This is a genomic window from Ampullimonas aquatilis (genome assembly GCF_049675895.1).
Lineage (GTDB): Bacteria > Pseudomonadota > Gammaproteobacteria > Burkholderiales > Burkholderiaceae_D > Ampullimonas > Ampullimonas aquatilis.
In genome coordinates this window covers 3182032-3203111 of sequence record NZ_CP183834.1, presented here as the reverse complement: position 1 = coordinate 3203111, position 21080 = coordinate 3182032, and the positions used below count along the sequence as shown (strand labels likewise).

The window sequence follows — 21080 nt, the reverse complement described above, 5'->3', positions numbered from 1 at the left end:
CATGCACCTGACATTGTCTGCTGTTTTAGCAGCTTTGCCTGTTGCCAAGCTGCATGGCCTGGCTGATGCAGCCATGGAGTTGCAGACAATTTCGACCGATAGCCGCAGCATCGAGTCGGGTTCCTTGTTTGTTGCCCTGCTGGGTGAGCGTTTTGATGCGCATGACTATTTGTCGCAAGTCGCTGAGCGTGGCGTCAAGGTCGCGGTGGTGTCACGCTATCAACCCGATATCAAAATCACTCAAATTGAAGTACCCGATACACTGGCTGCATTGGGCGACCTGGGCCGTTTCTGGCGCCGCAAATTTGATTTCCCGGTGATTGCTGTCACCGGTAGCAATGGTAAAACGACTGTCAAGGAAATGATCGCTGCCATATTGCAGCAGGCGGTTGGGGAAGTGGCCAGTCTGGCAACGCGTGGCAATCTCAATAACGAAATTGGTGTGCCATTGACGGTGTTTCGGCTGCGTCAAGGTCATGCCTTGGCCGTGTTCGAGCTGGGCATGAATCATCCTGGTGAAATTGCTCGACTGGCCAGTATTGCTCAGCCCACGGTTGCTCTAGTCAACAATGCGCAGCGCGAACATCAGGAGTTCATGGAAAGTGTGGCTGCCGTGGCGGCTGAAAACGGTGTGGTGATTCATGCTTTGCCAATTGATGGTACTGCCGTTTTTCCAGCTGACGATGAATTTACATCGTATTGGCATGAGCAGGCCGGGCAGCGTCAGGTGATCACTTTCGGGTTGTCAAATCAGGCAACTGTGTGGGCGAGTGACGTGCATCATGACAGTGCCGGGCAAAGTCATTTCATGCTGCATTGTGGTCAGCAAGAAGCAACCGTCGTTCTCAACACCTTGGGTGAGCACAATATTCGCAACGCGCTGGCTGCGGCAAGTTGTGCTCTCGCTGCGGGGGTGACGATTGATAAGGTGGTGAATGGCTTGGAAGCCTTTACGCCAGTCAAAGGCCGTTTGCAAAGGCATGTTCTTGGGCATGGTGCTCATGGCCGCATTCTGATTGATGACACCTATAACGCCAATCCCGATTCAGTACGCGCCGCAATTGATGTGCTGGTGGCAACGCCTGCACCTCACTGTCTGATATTGGGCGATATGGGGGAGGTTGGTGAAAATGGTCCGCAGTTCCATCAAGAGGTTGGCGTGTATGCCAAGGCAAAAGGGATCGAACATTTTTATTGTGTCGGTGAATTGACCCAATATGCTGCTGAAGCTTTTGGTGACTCGGCACATTATTTTGTTGATATTGAAAGTTTGAATATGGCTTTGAGCGAATCCATTTTGCTAGCGCGCAGTTTGCTGGTAAAAGGCTCACGTTTTATGCGCATGGAGCGCGTTGTTGAGTTGCTTAAAAAACAGTATGACGATCACTCGGTTGTGAGTGAATGAATTAATCAGATTAAAAAGAAACAAGTTCCATGTTATTGACCTTATCACAATGGCTGATGCAAGAATTCGCAGGATTGAGTTTTCTGCGCGCCATTAATTACATCACGCTGCGCGCTGTGTTTGCGACACTGACTGCGTTGGGTATTGGGCTGGTATTTGGTCCCATTGTGATTCGTCGTCTGATCGTTCTCAAAGTCGGACAGGCTGTGCGCAGTGATGGCCCACAAACCCATCTGGTGAAGGCGGGTACGCCAACTATGGGTGGCGTTTTGATATTGATTGCGATTGGTGTTTCCACCTTGCTCTGGGCCGATTTGTCCAATCGGTTTATCTGGATTGTGCTGTGGGTCACGATCGGTTTTGGCTTGGTTGGCTGGGTCGATGATTATCGCAAGGTGGTCTATAAAGATCCCAAGGGCATGTCTTCCGGCGAAAAATATTTCTGGCAATCATTGATTGGCTTGATTGCAGCGCTCTACCTGGCTTTTAGTGTGTCTGAAACCAATAACTGGAAAGTGATTCAGCTATTTCTTGATTGGGTGCAAAGCGGTTTTGCGATGGACTTGCCGCCCAAAGCTGATTTGATCGTGCCCTTCTTCAAGACGATCAGTTATCCGCTCGGTGTATTTGGTTTTATCGCGGTGACTTATTTTGTGATTGTGGGTACCAGCAACGCAGTCAATCTGACTGATGGTCTGGACGGTTTGGCTATCATGCCGGTGGTGATGGTGGGTGCAGCTTTGGGCTTGTTTGCTTATGTGACCGGGCATGGTGGCTATGCCAAATATCTCTTGATTCCACATATTCCCGGTGCCAGTGAGCTCCTGGTATTTTGTGCGGCGATGGCCGGTGCTGGCCTTGGCTTCCTCTGGTACAACGCTTATCCGGCACAAGTCTTTATGGGTGATGTGGGTGCGCTGGCTCTGGGCGGTGCATTGGGAACCATTGCGGTGATTGTGCGTCAGGAAATCGTGTTGTTCATCATGGGTGGTGTGTTTGTTGTGGAAACGCTATCCGTGATGATTCAAGTCAGTTATTTCAAATACACCAAAAAGAAATATGGTGAAGGTCGTCGTATCTTCAAGATGGCACCGTTGCATCACCATTTTGAAGTGAATGGTTGGAAAGAAACACAAGTGGTCGTGCGCTTCTGGATCATTTCCATGATCCTGGTGTTGTTTGGTCTTTCAACGTTGAAATTGCGTTAAAAATTATATTAAGCCGAGAACAAGATGTTGAATCAGGTATTTGGACAACTTGAGCAACCGCGTACCCTGGTTTTGGGCCTGGGGGAGTCGGGTCTTGCCATGGCGCAATGGTTGGCGCACCAGGGTGCTGCTGTTGTACGAGTTGCCGATACCCGCCAAACGCCGCCAGCATTGCAGTCATTAAATGGCACAGTGCCTCAGGCTATTTTTGTAGCAGGTGAGTTGAATAATAGTTTGTTGGATGATTGTGATCTGGTCGTGGTCAGTCCGGGGCTTTCACCATTGCAAAATGAGATGGCTGCGCTGCTTCTAAAAGCACAGGAATCACAGATTCCAGTATGGGGTGAAATTGAACTGTTTGCCCGTGCCTTGTCGGCCTTGAAAGAGGCGACTGCTTACGATCCGAGAGTGATTGCGATAACGGGTACCAATGGCAAGACTACCACCACCAGCCTGACTGGATTGTTGTGTGAGCGCGCCGGTAAGCGTGTTGCAGTGGCTGGCAATATCAGTCCCGCAGCTTTGACAAAGCTGACGGCCTGTTTGGATGCGAATGAACTGCCAGATGTCTGGGTGCTGGAGTTGTCGAGTTTTCAGCTTGAGATGACATATAGTTTGAATGCTCATGCGGCGACAATTTTGAATATCACTCAGGATCACCTGGATTGGCATGGCAGTATGGGTGCTTATGCTCAAGCTAAGTCACATATTTTTGGCCCACAGACAATTCCAGTGCTCAATCGTGATGATGATCTGGTCATGCAATTTGCCAAGCCGGGTGCCATATCGTTTGGTTTGGATGAACCTTTGGCCGTGAATGATTTTGGTTTGCTGAAGGAAAATGGTTTGCAATGGCTGGTCTTGGCTGTACCCAGTGAAGAGCCAACCACCCGTAAGCGTGGCAAGCAGATTGAGACAGTGCCTTTCATGATACAGAAGCTGATGCCTGCCAATGCCTTGAAGATTCGTGGTCTGCATAACGCTGCCAATGCGCTTGCAGCACTGGCCTTGTGTCGTGCAATTGATCTGCCAATGGCCAAACTATTACATAGCCTGCGTGAATATGAAGGGGAGCCGCATCGGGTACAGTGGGTGGCGACTATTAATGAAGTTGAGTACTACGATGACAGCAAGGGTACCAACGTAGGGGCGACGGTGGCGGCACTCAATGGTTTGGCAAAACCGGTTGTGTTAATTGCCGGTGGTGATGGCAAAGGCCAGGACTTTGCGCCTTTACTGGAGCCAGTTCAGCGTTATGCCCACACCGTTTGTCTGATTGGTAAAGATGCATCAGCGATAAGAGCGGCGCTTTCATCAAGTACGGCTGAACTTTTGGATTGCAGCACGCTGGAAGAAGCGGTTGCATTGGCGGCTGGTAAGGCAAAGTGTGGTGATGCGGTTTTATTGTCGCCAGCTTGTGCCAGTCTGGATATGTTTAAAAATTACGCACATCGTGCCGAGGTCTTTGTCGAGGCAGTGAAGTCTGTCGGACTTGAAGCGGGAGTGATGTTATGAAGCTGAGTTTTGGCAGCCTCGGTGGTTTGGCGCGATCTGTGCAAAACAATAGCACGACAATTGGTTTGCGTGAATCGGTCAACTCGATACGTCCTACCCGTTCCAAAATGATGGAGTTTGATGAGCCATTAGTCTGGACGGTCATCCTGTTATTGTTATTTGGCATGGTGATGGTGTATTCGGCATCGGTTGCTCTGCCTGATTCACCCAAATATGCCAACTATCAGCCAACCTACTTTTTGATCCGTCAGGCGCTGTTTATTGGTATTGGTTTTTTTGCTGCATTGATTACTTTTCAGGTACCAATCAAGCGTTGGCAACAATGGGCGCCATTTTTATTTCTGGCGGCTTTGGTGCTCTTGATCATGGTATTGGTACCAGGCATTGGCAAGGGTGTGAATGGTGCCAAGCGTTGGATTTCGTTTATTGTTTTTAATTTGCAGCCATCTGAACTGATGAAGTTGTTTGCCGTGATTTATGCAGCAGACTATACCGTACGCAAGCAAGAATACATGCATAAGTTCACCAAAGGATTTTTGCCAATGGCCTCTGCCATGGCGTTGGTGGGGCTACTGCTTTTGTTGGAGCCTGATATGGGAGCTTTTGTGGTGATTGTGTCAATCGCCATGGGGATCTTATTTTTAGGTGGTGTGAATGGTCGGATTTTTTCTGCCATTGTGGTGATTCTGACCAGTACATTTCTTCTGGTGATCTGGACTTCTCCATGGCGTCGGGAGCGAATTTTTGCTTACCTGGATGTCTGGGAGGAAAAGAATGCGCTGGGTAAAGGTTATCAGTTGTCTCACTCGCTGATTGCATTTGGTCGGGGTGAATGGTTTGGTGTTGGCTTGGGCGGCAGTGTTGAAAAACTGCATTATTTGCCCGAAGCACATACTGACTTTTTACTGGCGGTGATTGGTGAAGAGTTGGGTTTTGTTGGTGTGTTGATCGTTATCTTGCTGTTCTATTGGTTGGTTCGTCGTTCGTTTGAAATTGGTCGCCAGGCTTTGGCATTGGATCGGACATTTGCTGGATTACTGGCTAAAGGTGTTGGTATTTGGATCGGTGTGCAAACATTTATCAATATGGGAGTGAATCTGGGCTTGTTGCCGACCAAGGGCTTGACCTTACCCTTGTTGAGTTACGGTGGTAGCGGCATTTTGGCCAATTGCATTTCTCTGGCCATTTTGTTGCGGGTTGACTATGAGAATCGTGTCCTTATGCGCGGTGGTCGTATATGAACGCACGGAATTCAACAAAAACCATGTTGGTGATGGCCGGTGGTACCGGTGGTCATATTTTTCCAGCTTTGGCGGTTGCCGAGGTCATGAAAGCCAAGGGTTGGAATATTGTCTGGCTGGGCAATGAAACAGGTATGGAAGCAAAGTTGGCCAAACAACATGGCTATCCGATCGAATTCGTACGATTTGGTGGTTTGCGTGGCAAGGGTATGGTGACCAAGCTGTTATTGCCATTCAATCTGTTGCGAGCATTGCTGCAGACGTATGGTGTGTTTTGTAAAGTTAAGCCCAATGTGGTGCTGGGTATGGGCGGGTACGTCACAGTGCCTGGCGGCATCATCGCGCGTTTGATGGGTAAGCCATTGGTCTTGCATGAACAAAACTCGATTGCTGGTATGGCAAATCGTGTTTTAGCCAAGCTTGCCAGCAAAGTATTGATTGCTTTTCCTAATGCTTTGCCTAAAGCAGCCTGGACAGGCAATCCAATCCGTCAGGTGTTAACCAGGCAAGCCACGCCAGAGAGCCGTTATGGTGCAAGGCAAGGGCCTTTGCAGATATTGGTGGTAGGCGGTAGCCTGGGAGCACAAGCTTTGAATAAAGTGGTGCCGGCAGCATTGGGGCTCTTGTTCAACAAATTGCAGTTTGAGGTAACTCATCAGGCTGGCGCCAAGTTGATTGACGAGTTGCGCAAGGAATATAAACAGCATCAAGTTCCTGTTCGTGCTTTGCCATTCATTGACGATATGGCAACAGCCTATGCCAATGCAGATCTGGTGATTTGTCGGGCAGGGGCGATGACAGTTTCAGAAATAGCCGCAGTGGGTGTGGCGGCGATATTTATTCCATTTCCATATGCTGTGGATGATCATCAAACCAGTAATGCTCAATTTTTGGTGGATCAGGGTGCAGGCATCTGCATGAAACAAAAGGATTTGACGGCAGAAAAACTGGCCAATTTAATTAGTTTGATGTCGCGTGAGCAATTGAAGGGTATGGCGGTAAATGCCAGAGGCCTTGCCAAACTGGATGCTGCTGACAAGGTGGCAGCGGTTTGTATGGCACTTGCAAAATGAACATTAAAGAAAAAACACATGAAGCATAAAGTAAAGAATATCCATTTTGTCGGAATCGGTGGCAGCGGTATGAGCGGCATCGCTGAGGTTTTGCTCAATTTGGGATTTGGTGTGAGTGGCTCCGATCTGACGAGTAATGCAGCGACCAAGCGTTTGGCAAATCAGGGTGCCACGATTATGGAAGGTCATGCAGCCGAGTACATCAAGGGTGCTGACGCGATTGTAGTATCCACCGCGGTTAAAGCAGATAATCCGGAAGTCATTGCTGCCCGTAGCAAGCAAATTCCCGTTGTGCCGCGTGCTTTGATGCTGGCTGAGTTGATGCGTCTCAAGCGCGGTATTGCAATCGCCGGCACTCACGGTAAAACAACGACGACTAGCCTGGTGGCAAGTGTACTTGCCGAAGGTGGAATGGACCCAACGTTTGTGATTGGTGGTCGTTTGAATAGTGCCGGTGCCAATGCCCGACTGGGTTCGGGTGAGTTCATTGTGGTCGAAGCAGATGAGTCGGATGCTTCATTTCTCAATTTGCTGCCGGTCATGGCGGTAGTCACTAATATTGATGCCGACCATATGGAAACCTATGGTCATGACTTTACTCGGTTGAAGCAGGCCTTTGTTGAATTCATTCAACATTTGCCATTTTATGGCTCGGCAGTCATGTGCCTCGACGACAAGCATGTTCGCGAGATTTTGCCATTCATATCCAAGCCCGTCATTACCTATGGTGAGCATCCAGATGCCCAGGTAAGAGCAGTCAATATCGTTGCGGATAATGGTCAGATGAAGTTCACAGTATTACGTGATGGGCTGGATGAGGGGGCGCTTGACGTTGTTTTGAATCTTCCTGGTTTGCACAATGTGTTGAATGCCTTGGCAGCCATTGCGATTGCGTCTGAGCTTGAGTTACCAGATGCCGTGATTCAAAAAGCTTTGTTGGAGTTTCATGGTGTTGGTCGTCGCTTTCAGCGATATGGCGATCATCGGGCACCCAATGGTGCGATGTTCACCGTAGTGGATGATTATGGGCACCATCCAGCGGAAATGGCCGCAACGTTGGCAGCGGCAAGAGGAGCCTTTCCTGGGCGGCGTTTGATGCTGGCTTTTCAGCCGCATCGTTATACCCGTACTCGAGATGTTTTTGAAGACTTCGTCAAAGTGCTTTCGGCGTGTGATGCGCTCTTGCTAGCGGAGGTATACGCAGCAGGTGAGCAGCCGATAGTGGCTGCAGATGGTCGGTCTTTATCAAGAGCAATCCGGGTGATGGGTAAGGTTGAACCGGTGTTTGTTGAGGACATTGTCCAGATGCCGGAAATGATTTTGGATAGCGTAAAGGATGGTGATGTGGTGATCACGATGGGCGCTGGTTCAATTGGTGGTGTGCCTGCAAAAGTGATGGAGTTGTTGAAATGAGTGCTCAAGATTTCGGCAAAGTTGGCGTGATTTATGGCGGTCTGTCTGCGGAGCGACCGGTGTCTTTAATGTCTGGGCAAGGTGTTTTAAAAGCATTGCAGACGAGTGGTGTGGATGCGCATGGATTTGATCCTGCGCAACGTAGTCTGGCTGAATTGTCACAAGAAAAATTTGATCGAGTATTCATTGCATTGCATGGCCGATATGGTGAGGATGGTTGCTTGCAGGGTGCATTGGAGCTGATGAAAATTCCTTATACCGGTAGTGGTGTCATGGCCTCTGCGGTGGCAATGGATAAGGTGATGACCAAGCGAGTCTGGCTTACCCACGGTTTGTCAACGCCAGCTTTTTATCTGATGAATCAGCAATCCGATCTTGATGAAATCTTTGCCAAGGTGGGCGAAAAGTTGATTGTCAAACCTGCTAGAGAAGGATCGAGTATCGGTATTACCAAAGTGTTCAACAAGGATTATGACGCACTTAAAAAAGCCTATCTGGCTGCTGCCAGTCATGATCCTGAAGTCTTGGTTGAGGAGTTGATTGAAGGTCGAGAATTGACTTGTGCAGTAATTGGACGTGGGGATGAGGCACATGCCTTACCTTTGATTGAGATTGTTGCACCTGAAGGTAACTACGATTACCAAAACAAGTATTTTTCAGATGACACTCGCTATCTATGTCCGGCACCGGTAGATGACAGTTTGACCAAAACGATTCAACAAGAAGTATTGGCTTCTTATCAAGCTTTAGGTTGTGAGGGGTGGGCGAGAGCCGATTTGATGTTGCGTCAGACAGATAACAAACCATTTTTAATTGAGATAAATACTTCGCCTGGCATGACGGGTCACTCATTGGTTCCTATGGCTGCGCGTCAGGCTGGTTTAAGTTACGAACAGTTATGTTTAAAAATTCTGGCTTCAGCCCGTTTGAAGTCGGTGGTTTAAGCGTTTTATGTTTAACGAAATCCGCTTGCTCAATCTGATGACAACATTCCTTTATGGATTGTTGTTGCTGATTTTGCTTGGTGCTGGACTGTATTGGTTTGCCCATAGACCTTACTTTTCATTAAATCTGGTCAAGGTTGAGGGTGAGTTGCGGCATGTCAGTTTGCCAGCATTAAGGGCGGCTACTTTACCGACGATCAAAGGTAATTTTTTTACGGTTGATCTTGATGCTGTACGGGAGTCTTTTGAGACTGTCTCTTGGGTACGTAAAGCAAGCGTACGCAGAGAGTGGCCTAACCGGCTGGTGATCAATCTATTGGAGCATGAAGCATTTGCTACCTGGACTGATGGCAAGAATGAGAACCAATTGTTAAGTAGGTTGGGTGACATTTTCTCAGCCAATGAGGCGGAGGCTGAAGAGGATGGGGCGCTGCCGGATTTAGGTGGACCACAAGGGTCAGAAAAGGATGTGTTGCTGCAATATCAATTGCTCAAAGAGATGTTATCCGCAATACAGATGAAACCGGTTGCGGTAACACTATCGCCACGTTATGCGTGGAGTATGCGAACTGATACCGGATTGCAGCTGGAAATTGGTCGTGAACTGGATGGAGGGCAAGCGCAAAATGCCGTGCCTTTAATTTCGGGCACGCTGGTGAAAGATAGGGTTGGTCGTCTGATTCGTGCATATCCACAAGTCAAGGCGATGTTTCCTGGACGGTTGCAGTATGTTGATTTACGTTATCCCAATGGTTTTGCTTTGAGGGCTTCGGGGGTTTCAATCAGCTCTGATGACAAGGCAAGAAAAAAATAGGTTGATGGTAGGTAGTGAAATCTCAAAGGTGAATGGCAGCTATGTCAAAAGAATATAAAGAATTGATTGTCGGGCTGGATATCGGTACATCCAAGGTGATTGCCGCCGTGGCTGAATTGCAGGCAGATGGTCGCTTTGAGGTGATCGGTTTGGGACAACATGAATCGAAAGGGCTCAAAAAAGGGGTGGTCGTCAACATCGAAGCGACTGTTCAGTCGATCCAGCGAGCGCTTGAAGAAGCGGAGCTAATGGCGGATTGCAAAATCAGTCATGTCTTTACGGGAATCGCCGGAAGTCATATTCGTAGTTTTAATTCAAGTGGCATGGTGGCGATTAAAGACAAAGAGGTCACGGCTACCGATGTTGCGCGGGTTATTGAGACTGCTAAAGCAGTCAATATTCCAACTGACCAGCAGGTGCTCCATATCCTGACTCAGGAATTCATCATTGACGGTCAAGAGGATGTGCGTGAACCAATCGGTATGAGCGGTATTCGCTTGGAAGTTAAGGTGCATATCGTGACGGGTGCTGTTTCTGCTGCGCAAAACATCATCAAATGTGTCAGACGCTGTGGTCTCGAAGTGCAGGATCTGATTTTGCAGCCATTGGCATCGAGTCTGGCCGTATTGACTGAGGATGAGAAAGAGTTGGGGGTGGTGCTGATTGATATTGGTGGTGGCACAACTGATGTAGCGATATTTACGGAGGGAGCGATTCGCCATACTGCAGTGATACCAATTGCGGGTGATCAGATTACCAACGATATTGCAATGGCATTGCGTACACCTACCCCTGATGCTGAAGATATCAAGATTAGTTATGGTATTTGCAAACAGGTTCTGGCCGATCCAAATGACATGATTGAAGTGCCTGGTTTGGGTGAGAGAGGCCCAAGAACCATGTCCAGGCAAGCTTTGTCAGCCGTGGTTGAGCCACGGGTTGAAGAACTGTTTTCCATCGTACATCAAGTTGTTCGTGAGTCAGGCTATGAAGAGCTTTTGTCTTCTGGTGTGGTTTTAACCGGAGGTTCAAGCCTGATGCCAGGTATGACCGAGCTGGCAGAAGACATTTTCCTCAAGCCGGTTCGGATTGGCGTTCCTGAATATAGTGGTGGCTTGGCAGATGTGGTGAAAAATCCGCGCTATTCAACAGTGATGGGGTTGTTGCAGGAGTCACGTACTCAAAGATTAAGAGGTCGTAAGGTAGCAACACAGTCTGGATCTTTCAAGCAGACTTTTCAGAAAATGAAAGACTGGCTAATAGGTAATTTTTAATAAGAAGACCGGATTACCGGTAGGTTGATTTTTTGGTTTTGATCGTTTTTTTTGGTCACTTCTCTGATCGTTATATTTAACAACAAGGAGCTTTAAATGGAATTTGAAATGATTGAAGAAATTGAATCCAAAGGCACTATCATTAAAGTGGTCGGTGTCGGTGGGGCGGGTGGCAATGCCATTGCACATATGATGAATCGTGGCGTGCAAGGTGTTGAATTTATTTGCGCTAATACTGATGCTCAAGCATTAGGACGCTCAACTGCTGAAAACAAATTGCAATTAGGTGGTTCGGGTTTGGGTGCTGGTGCCAAACCGGAAGCTGGTCGTGCATTTGCCGAAGAAGCGCGCGACAGAATTGCTGATGCATTGCGTGGTGCCAATATGGTTTTTATTACGGCCGGTATGGGTGGTGGTACGGGTACAGGTGCTGCACCGATCGTGGCTCAGATCGCTAAGGAAATGGGTATTCTGACTGTTGGCGTGGTTTCCAAGCCATTTGAGTTTGAAGGCACTAAACGCATGCGTGTGGCTGAAGCAGGTACTCAGCATCTTGAAGAGCATGTTGACTCGTTGATTGTTGTCTTGAACGAAAAGCTATTTGAAGTCATGGGCGATGATGCTGAGCAGGAAGAAGCATTCAAGTGTGCTGATGATGTTTTGCATAATGCGGTAGCTGGAATTGCAGAAATTATTAATGTTGATGGATTGGTTAACGTTGACTTTGAAGACGTTAAAACTGTCATGGGTGAGCAAGGTAAAGCCATGATGGGTACAGCAACAGTTGCCGGGATTGATCGTGCACGATTGGCCGCTGAGCAGGCTGTTGCCAGTCCATTGCTTGAAGGTGTCGATCTTTCCAATGCCCGTGGTGTCTTGGTGAATATTACTGCGAGCCGTTCATTGAAATTGAAAGAAACCAAGGAAGTCATGAATACGATTCGTAGTTATGCTTCCGAAGACGCAACTGTTATTTTTGGTACGGTTTACGATGAATCGATGGGTGACAACCTGCGTGTGACCGTTGTTGCAACTGGGCTTGGCCGTTCTAGTCGTAAGCCACAGCTGGTGCCACAGCCAGAGCGTCAGTTAAGGACCGGTACAGATAATCAGCCAGTCGCGGTGGGTAACACTAATGTGTTCAATCAAGGTTATGGTAGTGGTCTGGATGTACCCGCAATCTGGCGTAATGGTCGCGAAGCAGCTTCGCACGTGGCGGCTATGCAGCAGAGTGGTATGGATACCCTGGATATTCCTGCATTTTTGCGTAAACAAGCGGATTGATGCTTTAAGTCGGTAGATTGGCAATGTTTTCAGCATTGCATTTTCAAATTCCCTTGGGGCGGAATAGTCTCTATTTTGCCCGTTTTTGTTGTTGTGGATCGACACTTAAATGGGAGTGAATCCAGGTTTTTCGAAATTTGGTCTTAATGAAAAGAACAATTGGAGCACTCTTTTTATAATGGATAATTACTTCTCCTGATTGTGAATGTCTTGACCTATGCTTAAACAGCGCACCATTAAACAAATTGTGAAAGCCACCGGTATAGGTTTGCATTCAGGAACAAAAGTTGACCTTATATTGCGTCCGGCTCCAATTGATACGGGTATCGTATTTAGCCGAATAGATATTGATCCGGTAGTTGAGTTTCCAGTTGCTGCTGAAGTTGTGGGCGATACAAGGCTGGCATCGACTCTGCAAAAAGATGGTGTCAAAATTTCAACAGTGGAGCATCTGATGTCCGCTTGTGCAGGCGTGGGTATAGATAATCTATACGTTGATGTTACTGCAGAAGAAATTCCCATCATGGATGGAAGCGCTAGCTCTTTTGTTTTTTTACTGCAATCCGCCGGTATTGAGGAGCAGGCTGCTTCTAAGAAATTTATTAAAGTACTTAAACCGGTAGAAGTCCGTGAAGGTAAAGGTGCTCAAGAAAAATGGGCAAGATTGGAGCCTTATCACGGTTTTAAGCTTACTTTTGCTATTAACTTCAATCATCCGGCTGTTGATAGGACTGCACAAAGTCTTGAAGTGGACTTTGAACATATTTCTTATATCAAAGAGGTCTCCAGAGCGCGGACTTTTGGCTTTATCAATGATGTCGAAAATTTACGGGAAATGGGACTGGCAAGAGGCGGTAGCTTACAAAATGCCATCGTACTCGATGAGTATCGAATTCTGAATAGCGATGGTTTGCGTTACGAAGATGAATTTGTAAAACATAAAATTCTGGATGCAATTGGTGACTTATATATGATTGGCCACCCATTATTGGCATCTTATCGCGCGGACAAGTCCGGACATGGGCTGAATAATCGGCTCATTAGAGAGTTACTAAGCCAAAAAGATGCTTATGAGATTGTTACATTTGAGGATGAGTCCATTGTTCCCCATAGTTTTCAGCTGAAACTTGTAATCAACTAGCAAATTTCTTGTTACTTGTAACGACATGTTTTACATACGTCTGAATTTGTCTATAACTCATTATCTTCGTTCAGTTTTGGACGACTGAAAAAACCCTTTTAAATCAATAAGTTTTTAATTATCTATTTAAATGAGTCTTGTCAAATAGGTCGCAAAACAATGTATTGTGACATTTTGCATTAACTAACAGATGTGTTAGTTTGTAACTGAACTTGTTCTTTGTAACGAGATTTTTATAATCCTCATTCACAATCAATTTACAAATAAACTGTCATTTTGTGAAATTTTCGAGGTAATTATGTTGATCTTGGTCAGGGTTCTAGTTTTTCTGGGAGTGGTTTTTGCTACCACTTCAGTGTCCGCTCTTACTTTTGGTGTTAATTGGCACCCACAAGGTGAGGACACCCAGGCAGTGGCTAATCTAATGAAATCAAAAAACCTGCGTCATTTGAGATTTGACGCTTGGTTCATGCCAAACAACACCCCAACCCTAGAAACAATTGCTTTAGCGAGCAAAATGCGGGCGAATGGCGTGGCATTAACAGCAGTTGTTACTAATCCTATATCTAAATCGGTTCATAACGGATATTGCCCTGGCGATCAACAGGCTATTGAAGCACAAGCTTATAACCAAACTTATCCACAAGTTAATGGTTTGAAGGATTTCGTTAATGACTTCGAGTTGCTTAATGAGCCTAACCTTTATCCAAATATGTTGATCGGTGGACAGCGGGCTCCTCTTGTTAATGCAGCTAGTTACAATACTCAATGTTCAAGCACGATCGCGGCTGTCTTACGTGGTATGTCCAGAGCGGTCAGTGATGTTGGTCGTGCTAGCGGAAAAAAGCTTCGCTCAATTGTTGGAGCAACCAGTGATGGTAGCGTTGGCTTTTTGAAGCTGATGCAGCAAAAAGGTGTGTATTTTGATGTTGTTGGATTTCATATTTATCCGGCATTTGGGCATGCCAATCTGTTTTCAGACCCGTGGTTTGGGCCTAATGGGCCAATGGGCTTGGTCAAAGCATTTGGTAAACCAGTTCATGTCAATGAGTTTAATTGTGCTGAAATATACCGTGCAGGTTTTACAAATCAGCCTGGTAGCGCGTTAATGAATGAATGTGTTAATTCACTAAATAAGCATCTTGCCGAGGTGGTGAACAATCCTTCTCAGATCGAAGTACTTGATCTTTTTGAGCTTTTTGACCGTGGTCGTCCTGGTGTGTGTGCCACCGGTAATCCTTATTCGGGTCTCTCTTCCGATGCAGAGTGCCGTTTTGGTTTGATGTATAGCCTAACAAGAAGTAAGCCATCAATGGATGCGGTAACTCGCTTTACTGGATCGGCGGCAAATTCAAGCCTCGTCAATACACCGGTTGTAACCACGCCTGCGCCAGCCGTAACCGCTACTGGCACGCCAATTATTCCTCAAGTGTCAGCAGGTTTGCCAAATACACGTGATTATGTTTTGAATTTGTATCGATTACTTTTTGGGCGGGAGCCAGCAACTGGCGAGGTCGATAGTTGGGCTCGTGCTTTGGATGCCGGGCAAGTTAGCCGGGTGCAAATGGAGAAAAGCTTGCAAGCTAATATTGAATACAGGAATCGTATCGGTGGGAATGTCTACAATATACCCAATTCATTGCAAGTATTACCAGCCTACAATTTTATTGATTTACTTTACAAAGAACTGTTGCAACGAGTTGCTTCGGCTGGTGAATTAAACTCATGGGTTGCTTCTAAGCAAAGTAAAGAAAATATGCTTAGGGCATTTATTGGTTCTGCAGAATATAAAAGGATTTATGGTCTATAAAAATCATTAGTTCTAAAGTAAAGGCTGAATGACTCATCATCATTCAGCTTTTACTTTTTTACATACAGCGCATTCCATATTTATTTGGGTGTGCAATAGATCAAATTTTAAAGTGCGACCTTCAATGAGTAGTATTTGCCGCTCTAATGAGCTTTGTGTGCCAATCATCAATTTAATGGCCTCAGCTGCCTGAATGGTACCAACCATTCCTACTAAAGGTGCGAACACCCCCATTGTTGAACAGGCGGTTTCTTCAAAGTGTTGTTCTTCTGGAAACAGGCAGGCATAACAGGGGGAGTGGGCAGCGTGGGGTGAATAGACGCTGAGTTGTCCATCAAATCCAACGACTGCGCCTGATACGAGAGGAATCCCAAGTGCAACGCAGGCTTTATTGACGATATGCCTCGTCGCAAAATTGTCACTGCAATCAATTACAACGTTCACTGTGCTCAATAAATGAGGCAAATTTTTTGAGTCGGCTTTTTGTTTGATGGCGTTAATAGTGATGTCAGGATTAATTGCATGTAAAGCCGAAGCAGCCGAGCTAACTTTGGATTGACCGATCTGATTGGTCGTATGCATGATCTGTCGTTGCAGATTGGTAAGTTCAACATCATCATCGTCGATGATGGAAATGGTGCCAACCCCTGCTGCGGCGAGGTATAAGGCAACCGGGGAGCCCAATCCTCCTGCACCTATGATTAAGGCGTGTGAGTTCAGAAGTAACTGCTGACCTTCGATTCCTATTTCATCTAAAAGAATATGACGCGAATATCGCTGTAGCTGTAGATCATTCATAAAGCGCCCATAAAAAAAGTCAGAGGAAACCTCTGACTTATATTTACACAATTTGGAAATGTTTATTTTTTAGCAGCAGGCTTGTTTTCAATGTTGTCTACCTTGGCTGTCTCAGTTTTTGGTGGACTTACTTTGACTGGGAGACCTTTCAAAGAATTCAGTGCTTGCAGTAACTGATAATCCTCTTTGCTGCCAAACTCCAATAATTTTGGAGCATCTTTTTTAGCAGCTAACTCTTCTTCAAGTTTTTTGCGGGCAGCCTCTCTGGCGGGATCTTTTTGCTCCTCGCCATCTTTATTGCTTAGATGCTTATCTAGATCAGCTTCGCGCACACGCAATGCATTAAACCCATCACCTTCAGCCGTTTCTTCGACAATCAGGTCGGGGGTAATACCTTTCGCCTGAATCGATTTTCCGGAGGGTGTGTAATAGCGCGCCGTTGTTAATTTAACTGCAGTGTCATTATTGGGCGGCAATGGTCTAATAGTTTGAACAGAACCCTTACCAAAGGTTTGGGTTCCGAGAATTGTGGCACGTTTGTGATCTTGTAAGGCGCCTGCAACGATTTCGGATGCAGAGGCTGATCCAGTATTAACCAGTACGATTAATGGGACGGTCTTGATCGCGGCTGGAAGACGTTTGATCGGATCCTCGTTATTGCGGCGTGCATAGAACTCTGGTTTTGCGAGAAAAGCGCTTTTCGAATCAGGTAATTGACCGTTGGTTGAGACTACGACAACGTCTTTAGGTAGAAATGCAGCAGAAACGCCAATGGCACCCGGTAATACGCCACCGGGATCATTTCTCAAGTCCAATACTAAACCTTTTAAATTAGGGTCCTGTTTATATAACTCTTCTATCTTGCGAGCCATGTCTTCAACTGTTGGATCTTGAAATTGCGAAATTCTCAACCAACCATAACCAGGCTCAATTATCTTGGCTTTAACACTCTGCACCTTGATCTCTTCCCGAATGATTGTGACAGGGAAGCTGCGATTCTCGGCTTTGCGAAATACCAAGATGGTAATTTTGGTGTTTGGTTCACCGCGCATGCGTTTAACCGCCTCATCCAGCGTCATGCCTTTGACGGGTGTGTCGTCCAATTTGGTGATCAGGTCGTTGGGCTGCAGGCCAGCACGATAGGCCGGTGAACCTTCAATGGGAGACACGACTTTGACAAATCCGTCCTCCATGCCGACTTCAATGCCCAAGCCGACAAATTTGCCTTGTGTGGATTCACGTAGTTCTTTGAAGGACTTCTTATCTAGATAGGCCGAATGGGGATCCAAGCTGGCAACCATGCCAGAGATTGCTTCTGAAATGAGTTTTTTGTCTTCGACAGGTTCTACATAATCACTTTTTATCAGGCCAAATACATCTGATAATTGTCGTAGTTCTTCAAGGGGTAGCGTTGATTGAGCACTCTTCTGAGCAATTGCAGAAAATTGCATGGTGGCCAATACACCAGCAATGACACCTAAAGAAATCAATCCGAAATTTTTGAACCTGCCACTCATAACTCGCCTTAGAGATACCGTTTATATACCGACATTAAGATCGGGGTAAGTTGAATTAATTCAAGAAATATTATTGTCGCAACGGATCTACAGCGCGTCCGTCCTTACGTAGCTCAAAGTATAAACCGGTTTCGCCATAATTTCCGGTCATACCGGTGGTGGCAATAGTCTCTCCACCTTTAATTGATGCGCCTTCCGCTTTGATCAATGCTTGGTTGTTGCCATAGATTGATAGAGTTTGGCCGCCATGATCAATAATAATCAAGTTGCCAAAACCCTTCAGGTTTCCAGAAAAAACCACTCTGCCATCGCCAATTGCCTGAACCGGGCTGTTTTTATTGGTACGAATGAATAAGCCACGTGACGGAAGTCCGCCCTCTATGCGGCGTTCAGCAAACTTTTGGGTAACTGTGCCTTGAACGGGTAACGAAAACCGACCCAGAGCGGATATGCTGGGTGCAATGGGGATGGGTTCTGGAGGTGGGGTGTTTTTGACAGGCGTTTTATTATTGGCGGTTGCCTGTTTTTGTAAACGTTCGATTTCCTGTCGGCGACGAAGCGCTTCGTCAGCTTGTTGTTTGGCGATGAGTCGATTGCGTTGCTCGATTTTTTTGCTGAGTAAAGCAACCAGGTTGCCCAAGCGGGTTTCATCCTGGCTGGCGCGCAAGATATTTTCCTGCTTATTTTTAAGCTCAAGATTGGCTTGTGCAAGGTTGCGTTGGGTATCTATGCGTTCTTTTTCAATCTTTAACTTGGCTTCCAGGATACGTTTAGCCTCTTCAGATAGATTTTTTTTTTCGGTTTCGGAGAGTGTTCTTTGTGTCTGAATAATATTTTGCTGACTCTGCAGTTCATTGAGTTGCTTGGCCTGATCTCCGGAGAGGTTGATAAGATAAAACAGTCCAGGAGAGGCGATTGGGCGACCGCCTAGAACATGGTGGTTACCGGCTACGAGATACCACGTTTGGGATAGTGTCGTGCTCAGTAAATCTTGATGATCAAGTAAATTCTTTTGAGCGTTATTAGCTTGCGCGTTGATTTCGTCCAGCTTTTGACGGTTGGCCTGAATACGTTGAGAAATACTTTTTAGACGTTCTTCGGTGGCGTTGAATTCGATTTCTCTGGCTTTCAACATGCCTTCTAATTTTTCTTTATTGTTTTGGCTTGTGGCGATTTCTCTTTTTAAGTCGGAGAGCAGAATTTGCAGCTTGTCCCTCTCAGTCTGGGTGTTAGCCAACTCTTCTTCAAGCGATTGGGCTTTGGGCTGAAGCGGCTGAGCAGGCACAGCGGGTGGCACGACTGGACTGGGCTGGTAAGTATTTGATTTTTTTGGACTGGTATTTTTTGGTGCTGATACGGTTTTAACAACGGGTGCAGATTTGCGCCCGACAGTCGGTTTGGCAGCCACTTTTTGGGATGGTGTGGTCGCGTTTACTGTTAAACCAAAAGCCAAGGCACTCACAATGAATGCCTTGGCCAGGATGATGCTCAAATGATGACGTGGCATTAAGCGGCTTTGGCCTTGCCCTGATTGGCTACCGAGGCCAACGCAGCCTGAACGGCTTCTGCGTCACCCAAATAATAGTGTTTGATGGGTTTGAGGTTGGCATCCAGCTCATACACAATAGGGGCCCCGTTGGGAATGTTGAGGTTGACGATGTCCTCATCCGAAATATTGTCGAGGTATTTCATCAGAGCGCGTAGGGAGTTGCCATGTGCTGCGATGATGACACGCTTGCCAGATTTGATTGCCGGGGCAATGGACTCATTCCAGGCTGGCACAACACGTGCCACGGTATCTTTGAGGCATTCGGTTAGCGGGATCTGTGCTTTGGGAACACTTGCATAGCGTGGGTCATTGAATGAGGCGCGTTCGTCGGTCGGTTCCAGTGCGGGTGGTGGTGTGTCATACGAGCGGCGCCACACGAGTACTTGCTCATCGCCATACTTGGCAGCCGTTTCTGCCTTGTTAAGACCTGCCAATGCACCGTAGTGGCGCTCATTGAGGCGCCAGTCGTGTACAACGGGTAACCACATCAGGTCCATTTCATCCAGCACATGCCATAGGGTTCTGACAGCACGTTTGAGTACCGACGTATAGGCAATATCAAATGTCAGGCCAGCTTCCTTGAGAATTTGACCGGATTGTTTGGCCTGGGTTGTACCAGTTGGGGTTAAGTCAACATCAACCCAGCCAGTGAAGCGGTTTTCGAGATTCCAGGTGGATTCGCCGTGGCGGATAAGTACGAGTTTATACATAATGGCTTGTGAGCTGGTTTAAGAAGAAGTTGCGATAAAAAAACGAATTCAATTGTCTATTTTATAATGGCAGCTTTCCTTGACTGGGTTTACAACGTGAAGTTTTTAATTGATAACGGATTTTTAATTGCTACGGCAATCATTTCAGGTGGTATGTTGCTTTGGCAAAGCCTGAATAAACGCCAGTCTGGCAATAGTGTGACGACATTGCAAGCTACCCAACTCATGAACAAGAATAGTGCATTGGTGGTTGACGTGCGTGATGCTGAAGAGTTTGGTAAAGGTCGAATGCTTAAATCACAGAATATCCCAATTGCACAATTGGCCGAGAAAGCGGCGGGGTTGTCCAAGAAAAAGGATAATCCTGTCATTGTAGTTTGTCAGCGTGGTCAGTTGGCACAACGTGCATGCGCCTTGCTTGCTAAAGCTGGCTACACGGAGGTTTTTGCTTTACATGGTGGGCTGGATGCCTGGCGTGAAGCAGGTTTGCCAATTGAGAAATAATTAAGGTAGGGAACAAGGTATGGCGCAGGTTACGATGTACAGCACGGGCATTTGTCCATATTGCCAGATGGCAGAACGTTTACTGAAGTCCAAGGGTGTGGAGCAAATCGAAAAAATCAGGATTGATCTGGATCCTGTGCAGCGTGATGAAATGATGTCCAAAACGGGGCGCCGTACTGTTCCACAAATTTTTATCGGACAAACCCATGTGGGCGGCTATGATGATTTGGCGGCGCTGGATCGGACTGGTGGCTTGCTGCCGTTACTGGCAAAAGATTGATTGCCACTGATTGTTCATCAAGATTCGTTACACTAGCAGTCCTGGTCGTTCTAGTCGGCCAGTTTTCAGGTTGCTTGAGGCAGCCTTTTATTTACCAACCAAAAAAATATCATGACAGAACAAGCTCAACCAGTTTTTCAAATTCAACGCATGTACTTGAAGGATTTGTCTGTTGAATTGCCCAATGCGCCACAGATTTTTCTGGAACAGGCTGCGCCCCAAATTGAAGTATCGCTCGATACCAGCGCTGAGCACCTTGCCGAAGGGATTGCTGAGGTTTGTGTGACTTGCACAGTGACCACTAAAGTCAATGACAAAGTGGCATTTCTGGTCGAAGCCAAACAAGCGGGCATTTTTGAAATCCGCAATATCCCGGAAGATCAGATCGAACTGATCACTCAAATTGCCTGCCCCAACATTGTTTACCCCTACCTGCGCTCCAATATTGCTGATGCCATTCAGCGTGCCGGTTTCCCGCCCATTCACCTGACTGAAGTGAACTGGGAAGTGTTTTATCAACAAAAAATGCAGGCCAAGCAAGACGGTAATGCCGGGCTGGTGATGCCAGACGGTAGCAAGGCTTCGGTGCAGTAAGACTGC

19 protein-coding genes are annotated in these 21080 nt (G+C 46.7%); 15 read left to right on the top strand and 4 right to left on the bottom strand.

Annotated features, from left to right (window positions below; all coding sequences use genetic code 11):
* The first annotated feature begins 1 nt into the window (after position 1).
* The 12 genes from ACMYR3_RS14900 (at position 2) to ACMYR3_RS14845 (ending at position 15122) form a co-directional block, all read left to right on the top strand.
* Complete coding sequence (locus ACMYR3_RS14900) at positions 2–1405, top strand: UDP-N-acetylmuramoyl-tripeptide--D-alanyl-D-alanine ligase (protein ID WP_424196549.1); 1404 nt, start codon at positions 2–4, stop codon at positions 1403–1405.
* A 29-nt stretch (positions 1406–1434) separates the two neighbouring features.
* A complete protein-coding gene (mraY, locus tag ACMYR3_RS14895) occupies positions 1435–2613 on the top strand; it encodes a phospho-N-acetylmuramoyl-pentapeptide-transferase (RefSeq protein WP_424192715.1) in 1179 nt (392 codons plus the stop codon).
* A 24-nt stretch (positions 2614–2637) separates the two neighbouring features.
* Entirely contained in the window at positions 2638–4128 is a 1491-nt protein-coding gene (gene murD, locus ACMYR3_RS14890; protein WP_424192714.1) for a UDP-N-acetylmuramoyl-L-alanine--D-glutamate ligase, read from the top strand.
* The gene (gene ftsW, locus ACMYR3_RS14885; RefSeq protein WP_424192713.1) at positions 4125–5369 is read left to right on the top strand and encodes a putative lipid II flippase FtsW; all 1245 of its coding nucleotides are present in this window, start codon (positions 4125–4127) and stop codon (positions 5367–5369) included. The genes murD and ftsW overlap by 4 nt, the downstream gene beginning before the upstream one ends.
* Entirely contained in the window at positions 5366–6442 is a 1077-nt protein-coding gene (gene murG / locus ACMYR3_RS14880; RefSeq protein ID WP_424192712.1) for an undecaprenyldiphospho-muramoylpentapeptide beta-N-acetylglucosaminyltransferase, read from the top strand. Before ftsW ends, murG begins: the two co-directional genes overlap by 4 nt.
* 18 nt (positions 6443–6460) lie before the next feature.
* Positions 6461–7855: a UDP-N-acetylmuramate--L-alanine ligase gene (gene murC, locus ACMYR3_RS14875; RefSeq protein WP_424192711.1), complete on the top strand. Its 1395-nt coding sequence runs from the start codon at positions 6461–6463 to the stop codon at positions 7853–7855.
* Positions 7852–8799, top strand: a complete 948-nt coding sequence (locus ACMYR3_RS14870; RefSeq protein WP_424192710.1) for a D-alanine--D-alanine ligase — start codon at positions 7852–7854, stop codon at positions 8797–8799. Before murC ends, ACMYR3_RS14870 begins: the two co-directional genes overlap by 4 nt.
* Before the next feature lie 7 nt (positions 8800–8806).
* On the top strand, positions 8807–9613 hold the full coding sequence (locus ACMYR3_RS14865) for a cell division protein FtsQ/DivIB (protein WP_424192709.1): 807 nt from the start codon (positions 8807–8809) through the stop codon (positions 9611–9613).
* 41 nt (positions 9614–9654) lie between these two features.
* Positions 9655–10887, top strand: coding sequence for a cell division protein FtsA (gene ftsA / locus ACMYR3_RS14860; RefSeq protein WP_424196547.1), 1233 nt, complete (start codon positions 9655–9657; stop codon positions 10885–10887).
* Positions 10888–10983: 96 nt separating this feature from the next.
* Positions 10984–12171, top strand: coding sequence for a cell division protein FtsZ (gene ftsZ / locus ACMYR3_RS14855; RefSeq protein ID WP_424192708.1), 1188 nt, complete (start codon positions 10984–10986; stop codon positions 12169–12171).
* A 217-nt stretch (positions 12172–12388) separates the two neighbouring features.
* Positions 12389–13312, top strand: a complete 924-nt coding sequence (lpxC, locus tag ACMYR3_RS14850) for a UDP-3-O-acyl-N-acetylglucosamine deacetylase (RefSeq protein WP_424192707.1) — start codon at positions 12389–12391, stop codon at positions 13310–13312.
* Positions 13313–13610: 298 nt separating this feature from the next.
* A complete protein-coding gene (locus ACMYR3_RS14845; RefSeq protein WP_424192706.1) occupies positions 13611–15122 on the top strand; it encodes a DUF4214 domain-containing protein in 1512 nt (503 codons plus the stop codon).
* 39 nt (positions 15123–15161) lie between these two features.
* Here ACMYR3_RS14845 and ACMYR3_RS14840 read toward each other — a convergent pair whose 3' ends face one another.
* From ACMYR3_RS14840 to gpmA, 4 genes are all read right to left on the bottom strand, one after another.
* Positions 15162–15920 carry a HesA/MoeB/ThiF family protein gene (locus ACMYR3_RS14840; RefSeq protein ID WP_424192705.1) on the bottom strand — a complete coding sequence of 253 codons (759 nt, stop codon included), beginning with the start codon at positions 15918–15920 and terminating at the stop codon, positions 15162–15164.
* Positions 15921–15982: 62 nt separating this feature from the next.
* A complete protein-coding gene (locus tag ACMYR3_RS14835) occupies positions 15983–17437 on the bottom strand; it encodes a S41 family peptidase (RefSeq protein WP_424192704.1) in 1455 nt (484 codons plus the stop codon).
* 70 nt (positions 17438–17507) lie between these two features.
* The gene (locus ACMYR3_RS14830) at positions 17508–18944 is read right to left on the bottom strand and encodes a murein hydrolase activator EnvC family protein (protein ID WP_424192703.1); all 1437 of its coding nucleotides are present in this window, start codon (positions 18942–18944) and stop codon (positions 17508–17510) included.
* Positions 18944–19696, bottom strand: coding sequence for a 2,3-diphosphoglycerate-dependent phosphoglycerate mutase (gpmA, locus tag ACMYR3_RS14825; protein ID WP_424192702.1), 753 nt, complete (start codon positions 19694–19696; stop codon positions 18944–18946). The genes ACMYR3_RS14830 and gpmA overlap by 1 nt, the downstream gene beginning before the upstream one ends.
* A gap of 96 nt (positions 19697–19792) precedes the next feature.
* Here gpmA and ACMYR3_RS14820 point away from each other — a divergent pair, with 96 nt between their 5' ends.
* From ACMYR3_RS14820 to secB, 3 genes are all read left to right on the top strand, one after another.
* Positions 19793–20200, top strand: a complete 408-nt coding sequence (locus ACMYR3_RS14820; protein ID WP_424192701.1) for a rhodanese-like domain-containing protein — start codon at positions 19793–19795, stop codon at positions 20198–20200.
* A 19-nt stretch (positions 20201–20219) separates the two neighbouring features.
* Positions 20220–20480 (top strand): glutaredoxin 3, encoded by a 261-nt coding sequence (grxC, locus tag ACMYR3_RS14815; protein WP_424192700.1) that lies wholly within the window; start codon positions 20220–20222, stop codon positions 20478–20480.
* 111 nt (positions 20481–20591) lie between these two features.
* Positions 20592–21074 carry a protein-export chaperone SecB gene (gene secB / locus ACMYR3_RS14810; RefSeq protein WP_424192699.1) on the top strand — a complete coding sequence of 161 codons (483 nt, stop codon included), beginning with the start codon at positions 20592–20594 and terminating at the stop codon, positions 21072–21074.
* The last annotated feature ends 6 nt before the right edge of the window (positions 21075–21080 follow it).

Coding starts and splice junctions, on each gene's coding strand:
- ftsA (WP_424196547.1), top strand. CDS start 9,655: ATGTCAAAAGAATATAAAGAATTGATTGTCGGGCTGGATATCGGTACA.
- murC (WP_424192711.1), top strand. CDS start 6,461: ATGAAGCATAAAGTAAAGAATATCCATTTTGTCGGAATCGGTGGCAGC.
- ftsW (WP_424192713.1), top strand. CDS start 4,125: ATGAAGCTGAGTTTTGGCAGCCTCGGTGGTTTGGCGCGATCTGTGCAA.
- ACMYR3_RS14865 (WP_424192709.1), top strand. CDS start 8,807: ATGTTTAACGAAATCCGCTTGCTCAATCTGATGACAACATTCCTTTAT.
- ftsZ (WP_424192708.1), top strand. CDS start 10,984: ATGGAATTTGAAATGATTGAAGAAATTGAATCCAAAGGCACTATCATT.
- gpmA (WP_424192702.1), bottom strand. CDS start 19,696: ATGTATAAACTCGTACTTATCCGCCACGGCGAATCCACCTGGAATCTC.
- ACMYR3_RS14830 (WP_424192703.1), bottom strand. CDS start 18,944: ATGCCACGTCATCATTTGAGCATCATCCTGGCCAAGGCATTCATTGTG.
- secB (WP_424192699.1), top strand. CDS start 20,592: ATGACAGAACAAGCTCAACCAGTTTTTCAAATTCAACGCATGTACTTG.
- murD (WP_424192714.1), top strand. CDS start 2,638: ATGTTGAATCAGGTATTTGGACAACTTGAGCAACCGCGTACCCTGGTT.
- lpxC (WP_424192707.1), top strand. CDS start 12,389: ATGCTTAAACAGCGCACCATTAAACAAATTGTGAAAGCCACCGGTATA.
- ACMYR3_RS14870 (WP_424192710.1), top strand. CDS start 7,852: ATGAGTGCTCAAGATTTCGGCAAAGTTGGCGTGATTTATGGCGGTCTG.
- ACMYR3_RS14835 (WP_424192704.1), bottom strand. CDS start 17,437: ATGAGTGGCAGGTTCAAAAATTTCGGATTGATTTCTTTAGGTGTCATT.
- grxC (WP_424192700.1), top strand. CDS start 20,220: ATGGCGCAGGTTACGATGTACAGCACGGGCATTTGTCCATATTGCCAG.
- mraY (WP_424192715.1), top strand. CDS start 1,435: ATGTTATTGACCTTATCACAATGGCTGATGCAAGAATTCGCAGGATTG.
- ACMYR3_RS14845 (WP_424192706.1), top strand. CDS start 13,611: ATGTTGATCTTGGTCAGGGTTCTAGTTTTTCTGGGAGTGGTTTTTGCT.
- ACMYR3_RS14840 (WP_424192705.1), bottom strand. CDS start 15,920: ATGAATGATCTACAGCTACAGCGATATTCGCGTCATATTCTTTTAGAT.
- murG (WP_424192712.1), top strand. CDS start 5,366: ATGAACGCACGGAATTCAACAAAAACCATGTTGGTGATGGCCGGTGGT.
- ACMYR3_RS14900 (WP_424196549.1), top strand. CDS start 2: ATGCACCTGACATTGTCTGCTGTTTTAGCAGCTTTGCCTGTTGCCAAG.